This is a genomic window from Nonomuraea sp. NPDC004702 (genome assembly GCF_053601695.1).
The window spans coordinates 26,630-41,363 of the sequence record NZ_JBSGCE010000036.1 but is presented as its reverse complement, the minus strand read 5'-3'; the positions used below and the strand labels follow the sequence as shown (position 1 = coordinate 41,363).

Genomic DNA, 14,734 nt, shown 5'->3' with positions numbered 1-14,734 from the left:
GGTACGATCTGTACTAGTACAGAGAAGGGGTTGTGATGACCGCTCCGCCCTACGCGCGCATCGTCGAGGACATCAGGCGGCGCATCGCCGACGGCCGGCTCCGCCCCGGCGACCGGGTGCCCTCCACCAGGCAGCTCGCCCGCGACTGGGAGGTCGCGCTCGCCACGGCCGCCAAGGCGCTCACGGTCCTGGCCCAGGAGGGCGCGGTGGTCGCCGAGCCGCGCGTCGGCACGATCGTGGCCGAGATCCGCGGCGGCAGGGCGCGGCGGGCCCCCGTCCCGTCCGGCGACGACCTGACCCGCGACCGCATCGTGGCCGCGGCCGTCGAGATCGCCGACGCCGACGGGCTCGCCGAGCTGACCATGCGCGGCGTCGCGGGCCGCCTCGGCGTGGCCACCATGTCCCTCTACCGGCACGTCGGCGGCAAGGACGACCTGGTCATGCTCATGATCGACCACGTGATCAGGGAGTTCCCGCTGCCCGACCCGCCGCCCGACGGATGGCGGGCCAGGCTGGAGACCGCCGCCCGGGTGCAGTGGGCGGGCTACCGCACCCACCCGTGGATGGCCAGGGTCACGTCACTGACCAGGCCGCTGCCCTCGGCCAGCCTGATCGCTCACACCGAGTGGGTCATGCGCACGCTGGAGGGCTCGCCCCTCGATCCCGTCAGCAAGATGCACGTGCACACCCTGCTGTTCAGCTTCGTCCAGGGCCTGGCCGCCAACATCGAGATGGAGCAGCAGGCCCAGGCCGCGACCGGGCTGACCGCCGACGAGTGGATGACCAGCCGGGAGGGGGAGCTCCAGGCGCTGGCGGAGTCGGGGCGGCTGACCGCCTTCACCGGCGTCATCGAGGAGCTGGGCGGCGAGTTCGACCTCGACCTCGACCGGCTGTTCGCCTTCGGTCTCGACGCGCTGCTCGACGGGCTCGCCGGGCTGGTCGAGGGGCGCTAGTCGGAGATCGCGATGCGCAGCCGGCGGAAGCCGCGGCCCTTGCTCTCGATCTTGGCTACCTTGATGCGGCCGATCTGCTTGGTCGAGGCCACGTGGGTGCCGCCGTCGGCCTGCGTGTCGAGGCCCACGATGTCGACGATGCGCACGTCCTGGACGGCTTCGGGCACCAGGTTGCTGGCCGTGCGGATGATGTCGGGGATCTCGAACGCCTCCCGCCGCGGCAGCACGCGCACGTCGATGCGGCGGTCGGCGGCGATCTCGGCGTTGCACGCGTCCTCGACGGCCTCCTTGAAGCCGGGCGGCACCTCGGGCAGGTCGAAGTCCATGCGGGCGCTCAGCTCGTCCATGTTGCCGCCGGTGACCAGGCAGCCGTAGTCCCTGAACACCACGCCGCACAACACGTGCAGGCCCGAGTGCGTCCGCATGAGCGCCGAACGCCGGGCGTCGGCCACCGCTGCCTCGACCACCGTGCCGGCGGGCGGGATCGGGTCGCCTTCGGCGGGGATCAGGTAGAGATCGTCGCCTTTGCGCACCCCGACGATGCGCGTCTCCACGCCCTGCCAGACCAGAACTCCGTGATCGGCAGGCTGGCCGCCGCCGCCTGGATAGAATGCCGACCTGCTCAGCACGATCCCCTCAGGCGTCGCGTCCAGCACGACGGCTTCGAAATCTCGCAGGCTCTGGTCCGACAGTTCGAGCCGCTGCGTGCGTCCGTGGAGGTCGGCGGTCATATCGGCAGCCTAGTGCCCCGGGGTGATTATGCGTGGCCTGATGCTTCGAGGAAGAATCGCCCCGGTCGTCGCACTAATGGGGATATTTGCTGGAATTTCGGCATGTACGAGTGCGGTGGCCCGGACGCCGCCGCAGCGGCCGCCCGAGGCCGTCCCTCCCGCCCGTCCGGCGGTTCCCGTGATGATGTTCGTGGGCGACAGCTTCACCGTCGGATCCGGCCCGGTGCCGCCCTGGCGGACCTATGCCTCGGAGTCGGCGCGGCTGCTCGGCTGGCAGCCGGTCATCGCCGGCGCCGGCGGCACCGGCTATCTCAACGAGGGCAAGGTGGGCCGCACGTTCCGGCGGTCGTTCGAGGAGGAGCTGGCCTGGCGGCCGGCCCCCGACGTGCTGGTCATCTCCGGCGGCCACAACGACCAGCGCTGGAGCACCGGGCAGGTGCGCGCGGCCGCCGCCGCCCTGCTCGCCGAGGTGCGCCGCCGCTGGCCGGTCACCAAGGTCGTCATGGTCGGCCCGATCTGGCTGGAGGACACCCCGGCCAAGGCCTACCGGGTGCGCGACGCCCTGGCGGAGGTGGCCGACGCCGCGGGCGTGCCGTTCCTCGACCCGATGCGCCGGAAATGGGTGACCGGCAGGCCGTCGGAGACGGTGCTGCCCGACGGCGTGCATCCCACGTTCGCCGGGCACGAGCGCATCGCCGCGTGGCTGGCGGCGGAGCTGGCCTGATCCGGGCGGGGCCGGCCTACCAGGGGCCGTAGGGGCCGCTGTTGCCGCGGCCCATGCCCTTGACCGCGGGCTTGACGTCGACGATGTAGATCGTGGCGGCGATGACGGCCAGGATGGAGAACAGGCCGAGCCCGTTGAGGCCGATGAACCGGAAGCCGCCGATCAGCATGAAGTCGTTGAAGTAGCCCAGCGCGCCGCCGCCGGACAGCAGGGTCGCCAGCGCGAGGATGAGCACCCAGATCTTCTTCTGCAGCTTGCCCGCCGAGACGAACGCGTTGGTCGGCACGCGCGCCGCGTGCACCAGCGCGTAGACCGACATGCCGAAGATGACGGCGGCGAGCACCAGGAAAAGGAAGTTGAAAACGCCGTTGATCATATTCATGTTGCTGGCTCCACCCAACGCCGCGATGAAATCGGCCCCAGCCTAATAGGCGTCCCCCGCAAGCGGGCACCGGAACAGGAGCGGGCCCGCCTCCGAAGAGGCGGGCCCGCTCGCTCACTCAGGCCTTGGCCCGAGGCGTGCGCGTGGTCTTCTTGACGGGCTCGGCGACGGGCGGCTCGGCGGCCTCCGACACCTCCTCCAGCTCAAGGGCGGCCTCGCCGGTCGTCTTGCTGACGACCTTGCGGCCACGGGTGGCGAAGTCCTCGTAGACCTCGGTGGCCTTGCTGCTCAGCTGGTCGGCGTACTCGCGGGCCTTGTCCGGGAACTCGCGGACGAAGCCCTCGGCCTTGTCGGCGTACGCGCGGGTCTTCTCCGGCAGGTCCCTGGCCAGCTCCGAGCGGCGGGACTGGAGCTGACGCAGCTGCTCGGGCAGCTCGCGCAGCTTCTCGACGGCGAAGTCGCCGGCGCCGGCGAAGGCGTAGAACGGCTTGGAGTCGGTGAGCTTCTTGACCTCGGTGGCAAGCGTCATGGGTTAACCTTCCTTGGTTTCCTGGGTGACGGTCCCGTTGCCGGGGGAGGCCGCGTAGGGCTCAAGCGCGGCGAGATACTCCTCGGGCAGCGGCGGCTCGTCGTCCGCGGTGGAGTCGTGCTGAGGGCGGGCGTTCTGGGAGGTCTGCTCGCCCTCGGTGCGGTTCTCCTTGCGGAACGATTCATAGATGTCGATCAGCACCTGGCGCTGCCGCTCGGTGAGCAGCGTGTCGGCGTTGACGGCGGTGATCACGTCGCTCGGCGGCTCCCGGTCCTCGATGAGGCCGGCCTGCACGTAGAGCGCCTGCGAGGAGATGCGCAGACCCTTGGCGATCTGGTTGAGAATCTCCGCGCTCGGCTTGCGCAGCCCGCGCTCGATCTGGCTCAGGTAGGGGTTGGAGACCCCTGCCGCCTGCGCGAGCTGGCGCAGCGAGATCTTCGCCTGTTGCCGTTGCTCGCGGATGTACTCGCCGATCGAGCCGACCTTCGGTAGTGCCATACCCACAGTCTGCCGTCCCGTGCTTGCAATTGCAAACGGAACGGCTAACACCTGCAAGCAGTCAGAGCTGGTAGACCCACAGGAAGGGGGTGGTGGTGAGCAAGCTCACAGAGAGGGCGAGGTAGCCGTACCGGACAAATGCTGACAATTCCGGCCCTGGCTTGATCAGGCGGTCCACCCTGGCCATGACATTGTGCGCGTGCACGCCGAGCATGCCCTGCGGGGTCGGCATGGCGCCGGCCGTACCGAACCTGAGCAGCGCGGTCGCGAGCCTGCGCGGTGAGCAGTAGCGGCGGGCGCGGTCGTCGGCGGCCATCTCGATCAGCAGCTCCACCTGCGCCTGCGCGTCGGCCACCACCTTCGACCAGGGCAGCGCCCGGCGCAGCGCGGCGAACGGCAGCAGCACCAGGTCGTGCCGCTCGCGCACGTGGGCGGCCTCGTGCGCCAGCACGGCCGCCATCTCGTCGGGCGACAGCAGCTCAAGCGCGCCCGCGCTGACCACGACCTGCGAGCGCAGCCCCGGCACGCAGTACGCCGCCGCGCTGGGATGGTCGAGCACCCGCACCCCCGGCACGCCCGGATCGTCGCGGGAGATCAGCGCGAGCAGCACGCGATGCCGCCGCCGCGCGCGCAACGCCTGCACGCCGGCCGTCAGCAGCACCACGACCAGCACCGCCAGCGACGTGAGACCGGCGATCATGGCCAGGACGTGCAGCGGGTCCCAGGCCTCGGCCGGCGTCCTGCCGCGGGCGAAGGCGATCAGCCCCGGCAGCACGCCCACGTTGTAGGGCAGGACCGCGTAGGCCAGCATGGCGCCGGTGGTGGCCAGCCCCCAGGCCACGCCCAGGGACTGCCAGACGATGATGGCGAGCCTCGGGGCGCGGGAGGTCCACCGGGCCGTCGTGAAACGCCAGGAGCCGAGCGCGCACGCCGTGGCGAGCGCCGCTAGCACCGCTGCCGTGATCACTCTTCCTCCAGCTCCGTGAGAGCTCTCCGCAGGATCTCCGCCTCCGGGCCCGACACGGCCTGGGCGAAGCGGGTCAGGGCGGCCGATCGGTCGCCCGTCAGGTCCAACGCCTCAAGCATAAGCTCGGCGATGTAGGCGTCACGGCTCGCGGCCGGTTCGTAACGCCACGCGCGGCCGTCCCTGGTGCGCTCCAGGAAGCCCTTGCGCGTGAGGCGGTCGAGTACGGTCATCACCGTCGTGGGGGCGAGGTCGCGATCGGCAATGAGCCTGCCGACCTCGCGGGCGGTCAGCGGGTTGTGCTCCGCCCAGAGGATGTCCATGATGCTGCGCTCAAGCTCGCCAAGACCCTTCACGCCCTTCAGGGTAGCTCTACAGAGCGTCGAGCTGGCATCCGGGAGCGGCAAGTGGCGGCGCGGAACCCCGCCTGGCAGGCTCGGTGAGATGAATGTCACGTTGGTGCAGGGCGACATCACCGAGCAGCGGGCCGACGCGATCGTGAACGCGGCCAACTCCTCGCTGCTCGGCGGCGGGGGCGTCGACGGCGCCATCCACCGCCGCGGCGGGCCGGCGATCCTGGAGGAGTGCAGGCGGCTGCGCGCCGGACATTACGGCAAGGGCCTGCCGACCGGCCGGGCCGTCGCCACCACCGCCGGGCTGCTGCCGGCCCGCTGGGTGATCCACACGGTCGGGCCGGTCTACTCCAGGTCGCAGGACCGCTCCGAGCTGCTGGCCTCCTGCCACCAGGAGTCGCTGCGGGTGGCGGACGAGCTGGGCGCGCGGACGGTGGCCTTCCCCGCGATCTCCACGGGCGTCTACGGCTGGCCGCTCGACGACGCCGCCCGCATCGCCGTCGCCGCCGTGCGCGCGGCCGGGACGTCGGTGGAGGAGGTCAGGTTCGTGCTGTTCGACACCGCCGCCTACGAGGTGTTCCTCGCCCAGCTCTCCCGATAGCCCGGATCCCGTCAGCTCTCCCGATGGCCCGGATCCGTCAGCGCGGGTCCACCGCCGACCAGGGCAGTGTCAGCTCGCCCAGCCGCCAGCGGGCCGGGCCGCCGAGCGGCGGGCGCACCGCCACCGGCCACTGCCCGGCCAGCAGCCGCACGGACGCCAGCCAGCGCTGCCGCAGCCCGTGCACCCCGTAAGGGGCGCTGACCGCCCACGCGTGGTCGAAGTCGCGCAGGAACGCATGGATGCGCTCACCCGGCACGTTCCGGTGGATGAGGGTCTTCGGCAGCCGGTCGGCCAGGTCGGAAGGCCGCTCGAAGGCGTCGAAACGGGCGGAGAACGTCAGCGTGCGCGGGCCGTCGGGGGACAGGCCCACCCAGACCGCTCGCCGTCCGGTCTCGGAGCAGGTGCCCTCGACCAGCACGCCGCCGGGGGCCAGCTTGCCGCACAGCACGTCCCAGTAGTGCCACGCCTCCGCCTCGCCGTACTGGCGCAGCACGTTGAAGGCGCGGACCAGCGTCGGCGGGCGCGGGACGGGCAGCTCGAAGCCGCCGAGCGCGAAGCTCAGCCCCTCCCGCTCGTACGGCTTGGCCAGGGCCACCCTGGCCGGGTCGATCTCGATGCCGACCACCTCGACGTCGGGCGCGACCGCGCGCAGCCGGGTGAACAGCTCAAGCGTGGTCGTGTGCGAGGCGCCGTAGCCGAGGTCGACGACGAGCGGGCGGACGGCGGCGCGCAGGGCCGGGCCGTGCACGGCGGCCGTCCAGCGGTCGACCCGGCGCAGCCGGTTGTGCCACGTCGTGCCGCGGGTGATCGCGCCGACCGGTCTGGCCATCGGGCTCAGCCGCCGCTGACGCGGTGCACCTTGTGCTGGGCGGCCTGGGCGCGCGGCCTGATCACCAGGCGGTCGATGTTGACGTGCGACGGGCGGGTCACGCACCAGGCGATGGCGTCGGCCACGTCGTCGGCGGACAGCGGGTCGGGGACGCCCTCGTACACGCGGGCGGCGGCCGTCTCGTCGCCGCGGAAGCGGGTGACCGCGAAGCCCTCGCTCTTGACCATGCCCGGCGCGATCTCGACCACCCGGACCGGCTGCCCGACCAGCTCCAGGCGGAGGGTCTCGGCCATCGCGGACTGGGCGTGCTTGGCCGCGCAGTAGCCACCGCCGCCCTCGTACGAGACCAGGGCGGCGGTCGAGGTCAGCATCACCAGCACGCCGTCGCCCGACTCCACGAGTTTGGGGATCAGCGCCTGGGTCATGCGTAGGGAGCCGAGTACGTTCGTGTCGTACATCTGCTGCCAGTCGTCCAGAAGGCCGTCCGTGACCGATTCCATGCCGAGCGCGCCACCGGCGTTGTTGACCAGCACGTCGCAGCGGTCGAGCGAGCCGACCAGCGCGTCGACCGACTCCTGAGAGGTCACGTCGAGCGTCACCGGCCTGATCGAGGGCACCTCCGCGGCCAGCTTGTCCAGCCGGTCGCGGCGTCGTGCGCCCGCCACCACCACGTAACCTTCAGCGGCGAGCCGCCGCGCGGTCGCCTCGCCGATCCCGCCGCTCGCGCCGGTCACCACTGCCGTTCTCTGCATGCCCCTCATCCTGCCAGGGCGGACGCGGTGCGAACCGCGGCAGGGAATGTCGAAAAAATTCGGATAGTTGTATTCCGCTTGGAGGTGATGTCGAGTGAGGCGACGACGGGTCAGCCGGGTCGCGACCATCAGCATGCACACATCGCCATTGGACCAGCCCGGCACGGGCGACGCCGGTGGGATGAACGTGTACATCGTCGAGTCGGCCAGGAGGCTGGCGCAACTCGGCGTGGAGGTGGAGATCTTCACCAGGGCCACCGCCCGCGACCAGCCACCCGTGGCCGAACTCGCCCCAGGCGTCCTGGTACGTCACCTGACGGCAGGGCCGTACGAGGAGATGGACCGCGCGGACCTTCCCGGGCAGCTGTGCGCGTTCCTGTCCGAGGTGCTGCGCACCGAGGCCATGTACGAACCGGGTCACTACGACGTCATCCACTCCCACTACTGGCTGTCCGGGCAGGTCGGCTGGCTGGCCAAGGAGCGCTGGGGCGTGCCGCTCGTGCACACCATGCACACCATGGCCAAGGTCAAGAACCTGCTGCTCGCCCAGGACGACAAGCCGGAGCCGCAGGCCCGCGTGGTGGGCGAGGAACAGGTCGTGGAGATCGCCGACCGCCTCGTGGCCAACACCGCCGACGAGGCCCGCGAGCTCATCGACCTGTACGGCGCCGCCCGGCAGCGGGTGGCCGTCGTGAACCCCGGCGTCAACCTCACCGTCTTCCAGCCCGCCTCGCAGGGCGCCGCCCGGCAGCGGCTCGGCCTGCCGCAGGACGCCCGCGTGCTGCTGTTCGTCGGCCGCATCCAGCCGCTCAAGGCCCCCGACGTGCTGCTGCGCGCGGCCTCGCGCATGCTCATCGACGACCCCTCGCTGCGCGGCCGGCTGGTCGTCGCCTGCGTCGGCGGGCCGTCGGGCAACGGGCTCGCCCGGCCGTCCATCCTCACCGAACTGGCCGGTGAGCTGGGCATCTCCGACGTCGTCCGGCTCGTGCCGCCGGCCCCGCAGGAGGAACTGGCCGACTGGTACCGGGCGGCGGACGTGACGGTCGTGCCGTCCTACAGCGAGTCGTTCGGGCTCGTGGCCCTGGAGTCGCAGGCCTGCGGGACGCCGGTCGCCGCCGCGGCCGTGGGCGGGCTGCGCACCGCCGTCCACGACGGGGTCTCCGGCGTGCTGGTGGACGGGCACGACCCCGACGAATGGGCCCGCGTCCTGCACCGCCTGGTCACCCTGCCGGACTGGCGTGAGCAGTTGTCTCGGGGGGCGCGCACGCACGCGGCCGCCTTCGGCTGGCAGGCGACGGCGGGCCGGCTCATGGAGGTGTACGCGGGCGCCGTCGCGAATCTGCACAAGGTGCCCGTGGCGCTCAACTTCTAGCGGCTGGACGGCCTCACGTCGCGCGCTCCTAAGCTGTATCCCATGCGCGATGTCGTCGAAGCCGCGCTCAAGGCCGCGGACGTCTCCTACGACGAGCCGCGGCCCGGGGCGTTCCTGGTCAAGCTGCCCGGACAGCACAAGCTCGCCACCATGACCTGGCTGATCGTCGGCGAGCGGGTGCTGCACGTCGAGGCGTTCTTCTGCCGCCAGCCGGACGAGAACCACGAGGAGTTCTACCGCTGGCTCCTCGGCAAGAACGGCGCCATGTACGGCGTGCACTTCTCCCTCGACCCCGTCGGCGACGTCTATCTGGTCGGCCGGGTGCCGCTGGCCGCCGTCAGCGAGGAGGAGGTCGACCGGCTGCTCGGCTGCGTGCTGACGTACGCCGACGACTGGTTCGACCGGGCGCTGGAGCTGGGCTTCGCCTCCTCCATCAGGCGGGAGTGGGAGTGGCGTGCCAAACGCGGCGAATCCCTGGCCAACCTGCAGGCTTTCGCCCGATTCGCCGACCCCGGGCAGTGACCTGCCGGCGCTCCGGGCGGCGGCCATAGGATTGGCCGCATGGCGACTTTGGTGCTGCTACGGCACGGTGAGAGCGACTGGAACGCGAAGGGCCTGTTCACCGGTTGGGTGGACGTCAGCCTGTCGGCCAAGGGCGAGGACGAGGCCCGGCGCGGCGGCCGGCTCCTGCAGGAGGCCGGTCTGCGGCCCGACGTCCTGCACACCAGCCTCCTGACCCGGGCCATCCAGACGGCCCAGCTCGCCCTGGGCGAGGCCGACCTGCTCTGGCTCCCGGTCAAGCGCAGCTGGCGGCTGAACGAACGCCACTACGGGGCCCTGCAGGGCAAGAACAAGGCCCAGACGCGTGAGGAGTTCGGCGACGAGCAGTTCATGCTCTGGCGCCGCTCGTACGACGTGCCGCCGCCGCCCATCGCCGACGACGACGAGTACTCCCAGGCCGGCGACCCTCGTTACGCCCTCCTGCCGCCGGAGCTCATGCCGCGCACGGAGTGCCTGAAGGACGTCGTCGACCGCATGCTCCCGTACTGGTACGACGAGATCGTCCCCGACCTGGCCGCGGGGCGCACGGTCCTGGTGACCGCGCACGGCAACTCGCTGCGGGCCCTGGTCAAGCACCTCGACGGCATCGGCGACGACGACATCGCCGGGCTCAACATCCCCACGGGGATCCCGCTGGCGTACGAGCTGGACGCCGACTTCAAGCCGCAGGTGCGCGGCGGGCGCTACCTCGACCCGGAGGCCGCCAAGGCCGCCATCGAAGCAGTGGCCAACCAGGGCCGCTGACCCCACAGCCCTTCGGGCGCTTCGCGCGGCGCCCGGCGTGCCGCGCGAGGCGCCTTCGCACGACCGTGCGAGGGCTCGGGGCTTGGCGTCGGCGGCGGGGAAGGTATGTCACTGATGCCGGACACTGAAATGTGTGGGCCGTCTTGCGGCGAGGTGCCTATGCTTTCGGGGATGTGAGCACCTCTGCCAGAGCTGAGCGCTCCTGCCCCCTTCCGTCCGCCGGGGAAGCCCGCGTTCCGGGCGGGACGGTCTGACGTGCCGACGTGGGAGCCCCATGTGTCGCGCGGGCTCGTACGCGTGGTCGAAGCGTCCTGTTGCGAGGAGTACGTCCTGTGCTTCGAGGCGGCGCAGTTCTTCGTGCGGCGGGTCACCGAGCGCGGGGACCACGAGGAGACCGCCAGGGGCCCGTACGCCCGTGCCGCCGCGGTCTGGGCCGAGCTGGCGCGGCGGCATGTGTGCAGGAGCCGGCAGGCGGCCTCCTGACGTCGACCGAGGGGCGGGCGCGGCCCGTCAGTCGGACGTCGGGCGCAGGACGAGGGTGACGAACCCGAAGACGTCCCGGTAGACGCGCAGCCACTCGGCGCGGTGGGTGTCGGCCGTCGTGAGGGCCTCGCACCTGTCCGGATGGTCGGGGTTGTCCAGAGCCCAGGACGCCAGCGAGCCCGTCCAGGCCCATTCGTAGTCGTCGAGCTCCTGGCGGGTGCTGATGTGGCCGTGCACCGGCGTCCAGCCGTCGGCGGTGACGCGGTCCATCAGGGCCGGCAGGCCGGTGAGCTCGCCCAGCATCTCCACCGCCTCGGCGGACGGCTCCCCGGCCCAGAAACCGTCGCCGACCAGGACGCGCCCGCCGGGTGCCAGGTGCTCGCGCGCCGCCGCGAGCGTGGGCGGAAGGCCGCCGAACGCGTGCGTCGCCCCGACGCTGATCACCAGGTCGAACGCGTGCGGCGAGGTGAACTCGGCGGCGTCCGCACGATGGAGGACGAGCCGGTCGTGGACGCCGAGCGCCTCCGCGCTCGCGCGGGCGTGCGCCAGCGAGCCCTCGGCGATGTCCACGCCCTCCGCCCGCAGCTTGGGATGCGTGCCCAGCGCGCGCAGCAGCCACTCCCCGCCGCCGCAGCCGAGGTCGAGCACGCGTGAGCCGCCCTCGGGGAGGGCGCGGTCGAGCAGGCGGCGCACCGAGTCGTCGTCGAGCGGAGCCGCGATCGGATGGTCCGCGTGGGCGAGTCGGGAGATCTGTTCACGATTCACCGGCGGAGCCTGCCACATGCGGAGACGTCACCGCATCCGCTTTTGGCCAGGAGACAGGGCGCTTGGCGGGCGTCTGTCGCTGCTTGCCGCTGTTCGTCCCGCCGGATCGCCCCGTGCCCGGCCGGGGACGTGCGAAGCGGGCGGCCCCCCGACAGGTGCCGCCCGCTGCGTCCGGGTGAAGAGCTCGCCTCCGGGAGGCCGTCAGCTGGGACGGGTGCCAGTGACCAGGTAGACGACGTCCCGCGCCACCCGTACCGCGTGGTCGGCGTACCGCTCGTAGTACCGGCCGATCAGTGTGATGTCGATCGCCGGCTCCACGCCGTGCTGCCAGTCCTTGGCCAGGATGTTGCGGAACAGCCGGCGGTGCAGCCGGTCCATCGCGTCGTCATCCTCCTCCAGCTCAAGGGCCGACTCCACGTCCCTGGAGGCCACGCAGCTCCCGGCCTTGGTGACCAGGTTCTCGGCGATCTGCCCCATTTCCACGATGGTCGAGCGAGTCTCGGGCGGAATGGCCGAGTCGGGGTGCCGCAGCCGGGCCACCTTGGCCACGTGGACGGCGAGGTCGCCCATGCGTTCGAGGTCGGTGCCCATGCGCAGCGCAGTGATGACCATTCGCAGGTCCACCGCGACCGGCTGCTGCCTGGCCATCAGCTCGAAGATCGACGTCTCGATGTCGGCGAAGAGGGCGTTCACCTCCTGGTCGCGGGAGATGACGCTCTCGGCGAGCTGGAGGTCGGCGTCGAGGAGGGCCGTGGTGGCACGGGAGATGGCCGAGCGGACCAGCCTCGTCATCTCGACCAGCTTGCCCGTCAGGAGATCAAGTTCTTCATGGTACGCGTCGCGCATGTCGTCACCGTACGTGCCGCTCGATGAACGAACCTCTACTGCGAGATGAACTTTCCAGGAAAGGGCCGTTCATCCGCAGGTGAGAGGTCTGTCCCTTGGGCTTCGCCACCTACCATCGGAGGCATGAGTGAGATGGCCATGAGCTTCGCGGCCCTGGCCGGGTTCGTCGTGGGAGCCCTGGCGGTCCTGTTCTACCGGAACCAGATCGAGGCTCCGAAGAGGACCGATTCAGCCGACGGCGTCGAGACCGGAGCGGCGCTGCCGCAGGGCGTGGCCTCCGTGCTCGCCGTGCTCCCCTCGTCCGCCGTCGTGCTCGACGCGCACGACCGCGTGCTGCGCGCCAGCTCGGCCGCGCGCGCGTTCGGGCTGGTCAAGGGCGACAGGCTGATGGCCGCGGAGCTGCTCGCACTGGCAAGACAGGTACGCCGCGACGGCGAGATCCGCGAGAGCGAGATCGACGTCGCCGGCCACAAGTTCGGCCAGGAGACGACGAACTTCGCCGTCCGCGTCGCCCCCCTCGGCTCCTACGGCCAGGTGCTGGTGCTGGCCGAGGACCAGACCGAGCGGCGCAGGGTCGAGGCGGTGCGCCGCGACTTCGTCGCCAACGTCAGCCACGAGCTGAAGACCCCCGTGGGCGCGCTGAGCCTGCTGGCCGAGACCATCCAGGACGCCGCCGACGACCCCGAGGCGGTCACCCGCTTCGCCGGGCGCATGCAGCACGAGGCCGCCCGGCTCACCTACCTGGTCCAGGACCTGATCACGCTGAGCAGGATCCAGGGCGCCGAGCCCATCCCCACCCCGGGCCAGGTCGCCATCGACGAGGCCGTCCACGACGCCATCGACCACTGCAACACCAAGGCGGTGGCCAAAGACATCACGCTGGTCACCGGCGGCACCGAGGGCCTGCGCATCTGGGGCGACGACGAGCTGCTCGTCACCGCCCTGCGCAACCTCATCGACAACGCCGTCGCCTACAGCCCCGAGCACACGCGGGTCGTGGTCAGCGTCCGTCCGGCCGGCGACTCCGTCGAGATCAGCGTCAGCGACCAGGGCATCGGCATCCCCGAGGAGTCTCTGGAGCGCATCTTCGAGCGCTTCTTCCGCGTCGACGCGGCCAGGTCACGGGCGACCGGCGGCACCGGGCTCGGCCTGGCCATCGTCAAGCACGTCGCCGCGGCCCACGCGGGCGAGGTGTCCGTCTGGAGCAAGGAAGGCTCCGGCTCCACCTTCACCCTCCGTCTGCCCGCCTTCGGCGGCACGGCGGTGGCAGTACCACCCTCGATTCCCCTGGAGACCGCAAAATGACCAGAGTTCTAGTGGTTGAGGATGAGGAGTCCTTCTCCGACGCCTTGTCCTACATGCTGCGCAAGGAGGGCTTCGAGGTGTCGGTCGCGGCGACCGGGCCCGAGGCGCTCGACACGTTCGACCGCAACGGCGCGGACCTCGTGCTGCTCGACCTGATGCTGCCCGGCCTGCCGGGCACCGAGGTGTGCCGCTCGCTGCGGCAGCGCTCGAAGGTGCCGGTCATCATGCTGACCGCCAAGGACAGCGAGATCGACAAGGTCGTGGGCCTGGAGCTGGGCGCCGACGACTACGTGACCAAGCCGTTCTCCTCGCGGGAGCTGGTGGCCCGCATCCGCGCGGTGCTGCGCCGTCAGGGCGACGTGGTGGAGGAGCTGGAGACGGCCGTCCTGGCCGTGGGCCCGGTGCGCATGGACGTCGACCGGCATGTCGTCGCGGTGCGCGGCGCGCAGGTGCAGCTGCCGCTGAAGGAGTTCGAGCTGCTGGAGGTGCTGCTGCGCAACGCCGGCCGGGTGCTCACCCGCGGCCAGCTCATCGACCGCGTCTGGGGCGCCGACTACGTGGGCGACACCAAGACGCTCGACGTCCACGTCAAGCGCCTGCGGGCCAAGATCGAGGCGGACCCGTCGAACCCGCGCTGCATCCTCACCGTGCGCGGCCTGGGCTACAAGTTCGACGCCGCCGAGGAGTGAACGACCCTTGTTCTGGTACGTGGGTTCGTACCAGAACAAGGGTTCTCTCATGCCGTCAGTGGGCCTCTTCGGTGGCCGTGGGGGTGGGCGACGCCGAGGGCGTCGCGACCGGGGTGGCGTTGGGGGCGGCGGGGTAGTCCTTGAACTCACGGCTGCGCGTGACCACAGGGACGTTCAGGGTCACTGTCCCGGCGTTGGCGAACTGGAGGTCCAGACGCACGCTCTCGCCGCCTCTGAGGCTCGTGGAGATGCTCTCCAGCATCAGCTGGGGCTGCGGCTTGCCGGTGTTGACGAGCTGGTTGGGGGGAAGCTGGATCGGCGTGGCGACCTTCACGGACCCGACCGAGCCCGCGGAGACGGCCTGGAGCGTGTCGGCGGCGCCCGCGGTGTTGAGGATGTTCAGGTAGATCGGGGCTGAACCGCGCCACGGGAGCTGGGCGCCGGAGTCAGGGCCGAGGATGAACGCCTGCGGGATGTGAATGCCGCGCGTGCCATAAGCACCCTGGTCGATGAGTGCGACCGCCTCGTTCGGGGCGTACGGCTTGTTGGTGTTGGCGTCGAATCCTGCCCCGCAGCCCGCGAGCACGGGGGCTGCCAAGAACGCGGCGGCTACGACAATCCAGCGACGGCTGGTCACGTGCGGGTTCTCCTTG

The 14,734-nt window shown here is 71.2% G+C and carries 20 protein-coding genes; 9 read left to right on the top strand and 11 right to left on the bottom strand.

Annotated elements, in window-relative coordinates; all coding sequences use genetic code 11:
- Positions 1-35: 35 nt before the first annotated feature.
- Positions 36-953: a TetR/AcrR family transcriptional regulator C-terminal domain-containing protein gene (locus ACWEJ6_RS34835; RefSeq protein ID WP_452429278.1), complete on the top strand. Its 918-nt coding sequence runs from the start codon at positions 36-38 to the stop codon at positions 951-953.
- Here the strand turns inward: ACWEJ6_RS34835 and ACWEJ6_RS34830 are convergent.
- On the bottom strand, positions 950-1,684 hold the full coding sequence (locus ACWEJ6_RS34830; protein WP_452429276.1) for an alanyl-tRNA editing protein: 735 nt from the start codon (positions 1,682-1,684) through the stop codon (positions 950-952). The two genes, ACWEJ6_RS34835 and ACWEJ6_RS34830, sit on opposite strands and share 4 nt — an antisense overlap.
- A gap of 115 nt (positions 1,685-1,799) precedes the next feature.
- Here ACWEJ6_RS34830 and ACWEJ6_RS34825 point away from each other — a divergent pair, with 115 nt between their 5' ends.
- Complete coding sequence (locus ACWEJ6_RS34825) at positions 1,800-2,408, top strand: SGNH/GDSL hydrolase family protein (protein WP_452429274.1); 609 nt, start codon at positions 1,800-1,802, stop codon at positions 2,406-2,408.
- A gap of 16 nt (positions 2,409-2,424) precedes the next feature.
- On the opposite strand, the gene ACWEJ6_RS34820 is transcribed toward ACWEJ6_RS34825, so the two are convergent.
- From ACWEJ6_RS34820 to ACWEJ6_RS34800, 5 genes are all read right to left on the bottom strand, one after another.
- Positions 2,425-2,784: a DUF2516 family protein gene (locus tag ACWEJ6_RS34820; protein WP_352319719.1), complete on the bottom strand. Its 360-nt coding sequence runs from the start codon at positions 2,782-2,784 to the stop codon at positions 2,425-2,427.
- A gap of 124 nt (positions 2,785-2,908) precedes the next feature.
- On the bottom strand, positions 2,909-3,319 hold the full coding sequence (locus tag ACWEJ6_RS34815; RefSeq protein ID WP_352355475.1) for a hypothetical protein: 411 nt from the start codon (positions 3,317-3,319) through the stop codon (positions 2,909-2,911).
- Between the two features lie 3 nt (positions 3,320-3,322).
- Positions 3,323-3,817, bottom strand: coding sequence for a helix-turn-helix domain-containing protein (locus ACWEJ6_RS34810; RefSeq protein WP_352355473.1), 495 nt, complete (start codon positions 3,815-3,817; stop codon positions 3,323-3,325).
- Positions 3,818-3,878: 61 nt separating this feature from the next.
- On the bottom strand, positions 3,879-4,784 hold the full coding sequence (locus tag ACWEJ6_RS34805) for a M56 family metallopeptidase (protein WP_452429270.1): 906 nt from the start codon (positions 4,782-4,784) through the stop codon (positions 3,879-3,881).
- Complete coding sequence (locus ACWEJ6_RS34800; RefSeq protein ID WP_352319711.1) at positions 4,781-5,137, bottom strand: BlaI/MecI/CopY family transcriptional regulator; 357 nt, start codon at positions 5,135-5,137, stop codon at positions 4,781-4,783. The genes ACWEJ6_RS34805 and ACWEJ6_RS34800 overlap by 4 nt, the downstream gene beginning before the upstream one ends.
- An 88-nt stretch (positions 5,138-5,225) precedes the next feature.
- Between ACWEJ6_RS34800 and ACWEJ6_RS34795 the strand changes: the two genes are divergently transcribed.
- Positions 5,226-5,735: an O-acetyl-ADP-ribose deacetylase gene (locus ACWEJ6_RS34795; protein WP_452429268.1), complete on the top strand. Its 510-nt coding sequence runs from the start codon at positions 5,226-5,228 to the stop codon at positions 5,733-5,735.
- A 37-nt stretch (positions 5,736-5,772) separates the two neighbouring features.
- Here ACWEJ6_RS34795 and ACWEJ6_RS34790 read toward each other — a convergent pair whose 3' ends face one another.
- Positions 5,773-6,564, bottom strand: a complete 792-nt coding sequence (locus ACWEJ6_RS34790) for a class I SAM-dependent methyltransferase (protein ID WP_397154074.1) — start codon at positions 6,562-6,564, stop codon at positions 5,773-5,775.
- Between the two features lie 5 nt (positions 6,565-6,569).
- Positions 6,570-7,316 carry an SDR family NAD(P)-dependent oxidoreductase gene (locus ACWEJ6_RS34785; protein ID WP_358289304.1) on the bottom strand — a complete coding sequence of 249 codons (747 nt, stop codon included), beginning with the start codon at positions 7,314-7,316 and terminating at the stop codon, positions 6,570-6,572.
- 94 nt (positions 7,317-7,410) lie between these two features.
- Between ACWEJ6_RS34785 and mshA the strand changes: the two genes are divergently transcribed.
- The 4 genes from mshA (at position 7,411) to ACWEJ6_RS34765 (ending at position 10,476) form a co-directional block, all read left to right on the top strand.
- A complete protein-coding gene (mshA, locus tag ACWEJ6_RS34780) occupies positions 7,411-8,688 on the top strand; it encodes a D-inositol-3-phosphate glycosyltransferase (protein WP_452429265.1) in 1,278 nt (425 codons plus the stop codon).
- A gap of 42 nt (positions 8,689-8,730) precedes the next feature.
- Positions 8,731-9,210, top strand: a complete 480-nt coding sequence (locus ACWEJ6_RS34775; protein ID WP_357967206.1) for a type III secretion system chaperone family protein — start codon at positions 8,731-8,733, stop codon at positions 9,208-9,210.
- 39 nt (positions 9,211-9,249) lie between these two features.
- The gene (locus tag ACWEJ6_RS34770; protein ID WP_352355458.1) at positions 9,250-9,993 is read left to right on the top strand and encodes a phosphoglyceromutase; all 744 of its coding nucleotides are present in this window, start codon (positions 9,250-9,252) and stop codon (positions 9,991-9,993) included.
- Between the two features lie 276 nt (positions 9,994-10,269).
- Positions 10,270-10,476 (top strand): hypothetical protein, encoded by a 207-nt coding sequence (locus ACWEJ6_RS34765; RefSeq protein ID WP_352319699.1) that lies wholly within the window; start codon positions 10,270-10,272, stop codon positions 10,474-10,476.
- A gap of 27 nt (positions 10,477-10,503) precedes the next feature.
- On the opposite strand, the gene ACWEJ6_RS34760 is transcribed toward ACWEJ6_RS34765, so the two are convergent.
- Together ACWEJ6_RS34760 and phoU are read right to left on the bottom strand one after the other, a co-directional pair.
- On the bottom strand, positions 10,504-11,241 hold the full coding sequence (locus tag ACWEJ6_RS34760) for an SAM-dependent methyltransferase (RefSeq protein ID WP_452429262.1): 738 nt from the start codon (positions 11,239-11,241) through the stop codon (positions 10,504-10,506).
- Positions 11,242-11,442: 201 nt separating this feature from the next.
- Positions 11,443-12,087 carry a phosphate signaling complex protein PhoU gene (gene phoU, locus ACWEJ6_RS34755; protein ID WP_387679339.1) on the bottom strand — a complete coding sequence of 215 codons (645 nt, stop codon included), beginning with the start codon at positions 12,085-12,087 and terminating at the stop codon, positions 11,443-11,445.
- Between the two features lie 132 nt (positions 12,088-12,219).
- Between phoU and ACWEJ6_RS34750 the strand changes: the two genes are divergently transcribed.
- On the top strand, positions 12,220-13,392 hold the full coding sequence (locus tag ACWEJ6_RS34750) for a sensor histidine kinase (protein WP_387679874.1): 1,173 nt from the start codon (positions 12,220-12,222) through the stop codon (positions 13,390-13,392).
- On the top strand, positions 13,389-14,081 hold the full coding sequence (locus ACWEJ6_RS34745; protein WP_352355444.1) for a response regulator transcription factor: 693 nt from the start codon (positions 13,389-13,391) through the stop codon (positions 14,079-14,081). The genes ACWEJ6_RS34750 and ACWEJ6_RS34745 overlap by 4 nt, the downstream gene beginning before the upstream one ends.
- A 55-nt stretch (positions 14,082-14,136) precedes the next feature.
- Here the strand turns inward: ACWEJ6_RS34745 and ACWEJ6_RS34740 are convergent, their stop codons facing one another.
- On the bottom strand, positions 14,137-14,718 hold the full coding sequence (locus ACWEJ6_RS34740) for a copper chaperone PCu(A)C (RefSeq protein ID WP_352322347.1): 582 nt from the start codon (positions 14,716-14,718) through the stop codon (positions 14,137-14,139).
- Between the last annotated feature and the right edge of the window lie 16 nt (positions 14,719-14,734).

What these genes read in the sequence shown, in the direction of transcription:
- ACWEJ6_RS34785 (WP_358289304.1), bottom strand. Translation starts at nt 7,316, where the DNA reads ATGCAGAGAACGGCAGTGGTGACCGGCGCGAGCGGCGGGATCGGCGAG.
- ACWEJ6_RS34775 (WP_357967206.1), top strand. Translation starts at nt 8,731, where the DNA reads ATGCGCGATGTCGTCGAAGCCGCGCTCAAGGCCGCGGACGTCTCCTAC.
- ACWEJ6_RS34830 (WP_452429276.1), bottom strand. Translation starts at nt 1,684, where the DNA reads ATGACCGCCGACCTCCACGGACGCACGCAGCGGCTCGAACTGTCGGAC.
- phoU (WP_387679339.1), bottom strand. Translation starts at nt 12,087, where the DNA reads ATGCGCGACGCGTACCATGAAGAACTTGATCTCCTGACGGGCAAGCTG.
- ACWEJ6_RS34815 (WP_352355475.1), bottom strand. Translation starts at nt 3,319, where the DNA reads ATGACGCTTGCCACCGAGGTCAAGAAGCTCACCGACTCCAAGCCGTTC.
- ACWEJ6_RS34770 (WP_352355458.1), top strand. Translation starts at nt 9,250, where the DNA reads ATGGCGACTTTGGTGCTGCTACGGCACGGTGAGAGCGACTGGAACGCG.
- ACWEJ6_RS34810 (WP_352355473.1), bottom strand. Translation starts at nt 3,817, where the DNA reads ATGGCACTACCGAAGGTCGGCTCGATCGGCGAGTACATCCGCGAGCAA.
- ACWEJ6_RS34795 (WP_452429268.1), top strand. Translation starts at nt 5,226, where the DNA reads ATGAATGTCACGTTGGTGCAGGGCGACATCACCGAGCAGCGGGCCGAC.
- ACWEJ6_RS34790 (WP_397154074.1), bottom strand. Translation starts at nt 6,564, where the DNA reads ATGGCCAGACCGGTCGGCGCGATCACCCGCGGCACGACGTGGCACAAC.
- ACWEJ6_RS34820 (WP_352319719.1), bottom strand. Translation starts at nt 2,784, where the DNA reads ATGATCAACGGCGTTTTCAACTTCCTTTTCCTGGTGCTCGCCGCCGTC.
- ACWEJ6_RS34745 (WP_352355444.1), top strand. Translation starts at nt 13,389, where the DNA reads ATGACCAGAGTTCTAGTGGTTGAGGATGAGGAGTCCTTCTCCGACGCC.
- ACWEJ6_RS34750 (WP_387679874.1), top strand. Translation starts at nt 12,220, where the DNA reads ATGGCCATGAGCTTCGCGGCCCTGGCCGGGTTCGTCGTGGGAGCCCTG.
- ACWEJ6_RS34835 (WP_452429278.1), top strand. Translation starts at nt 36, where the DNA reads ATGACCGCTCCGCCCTACGCGCGCATCGTCGAGGACATCAGGCGGCGC.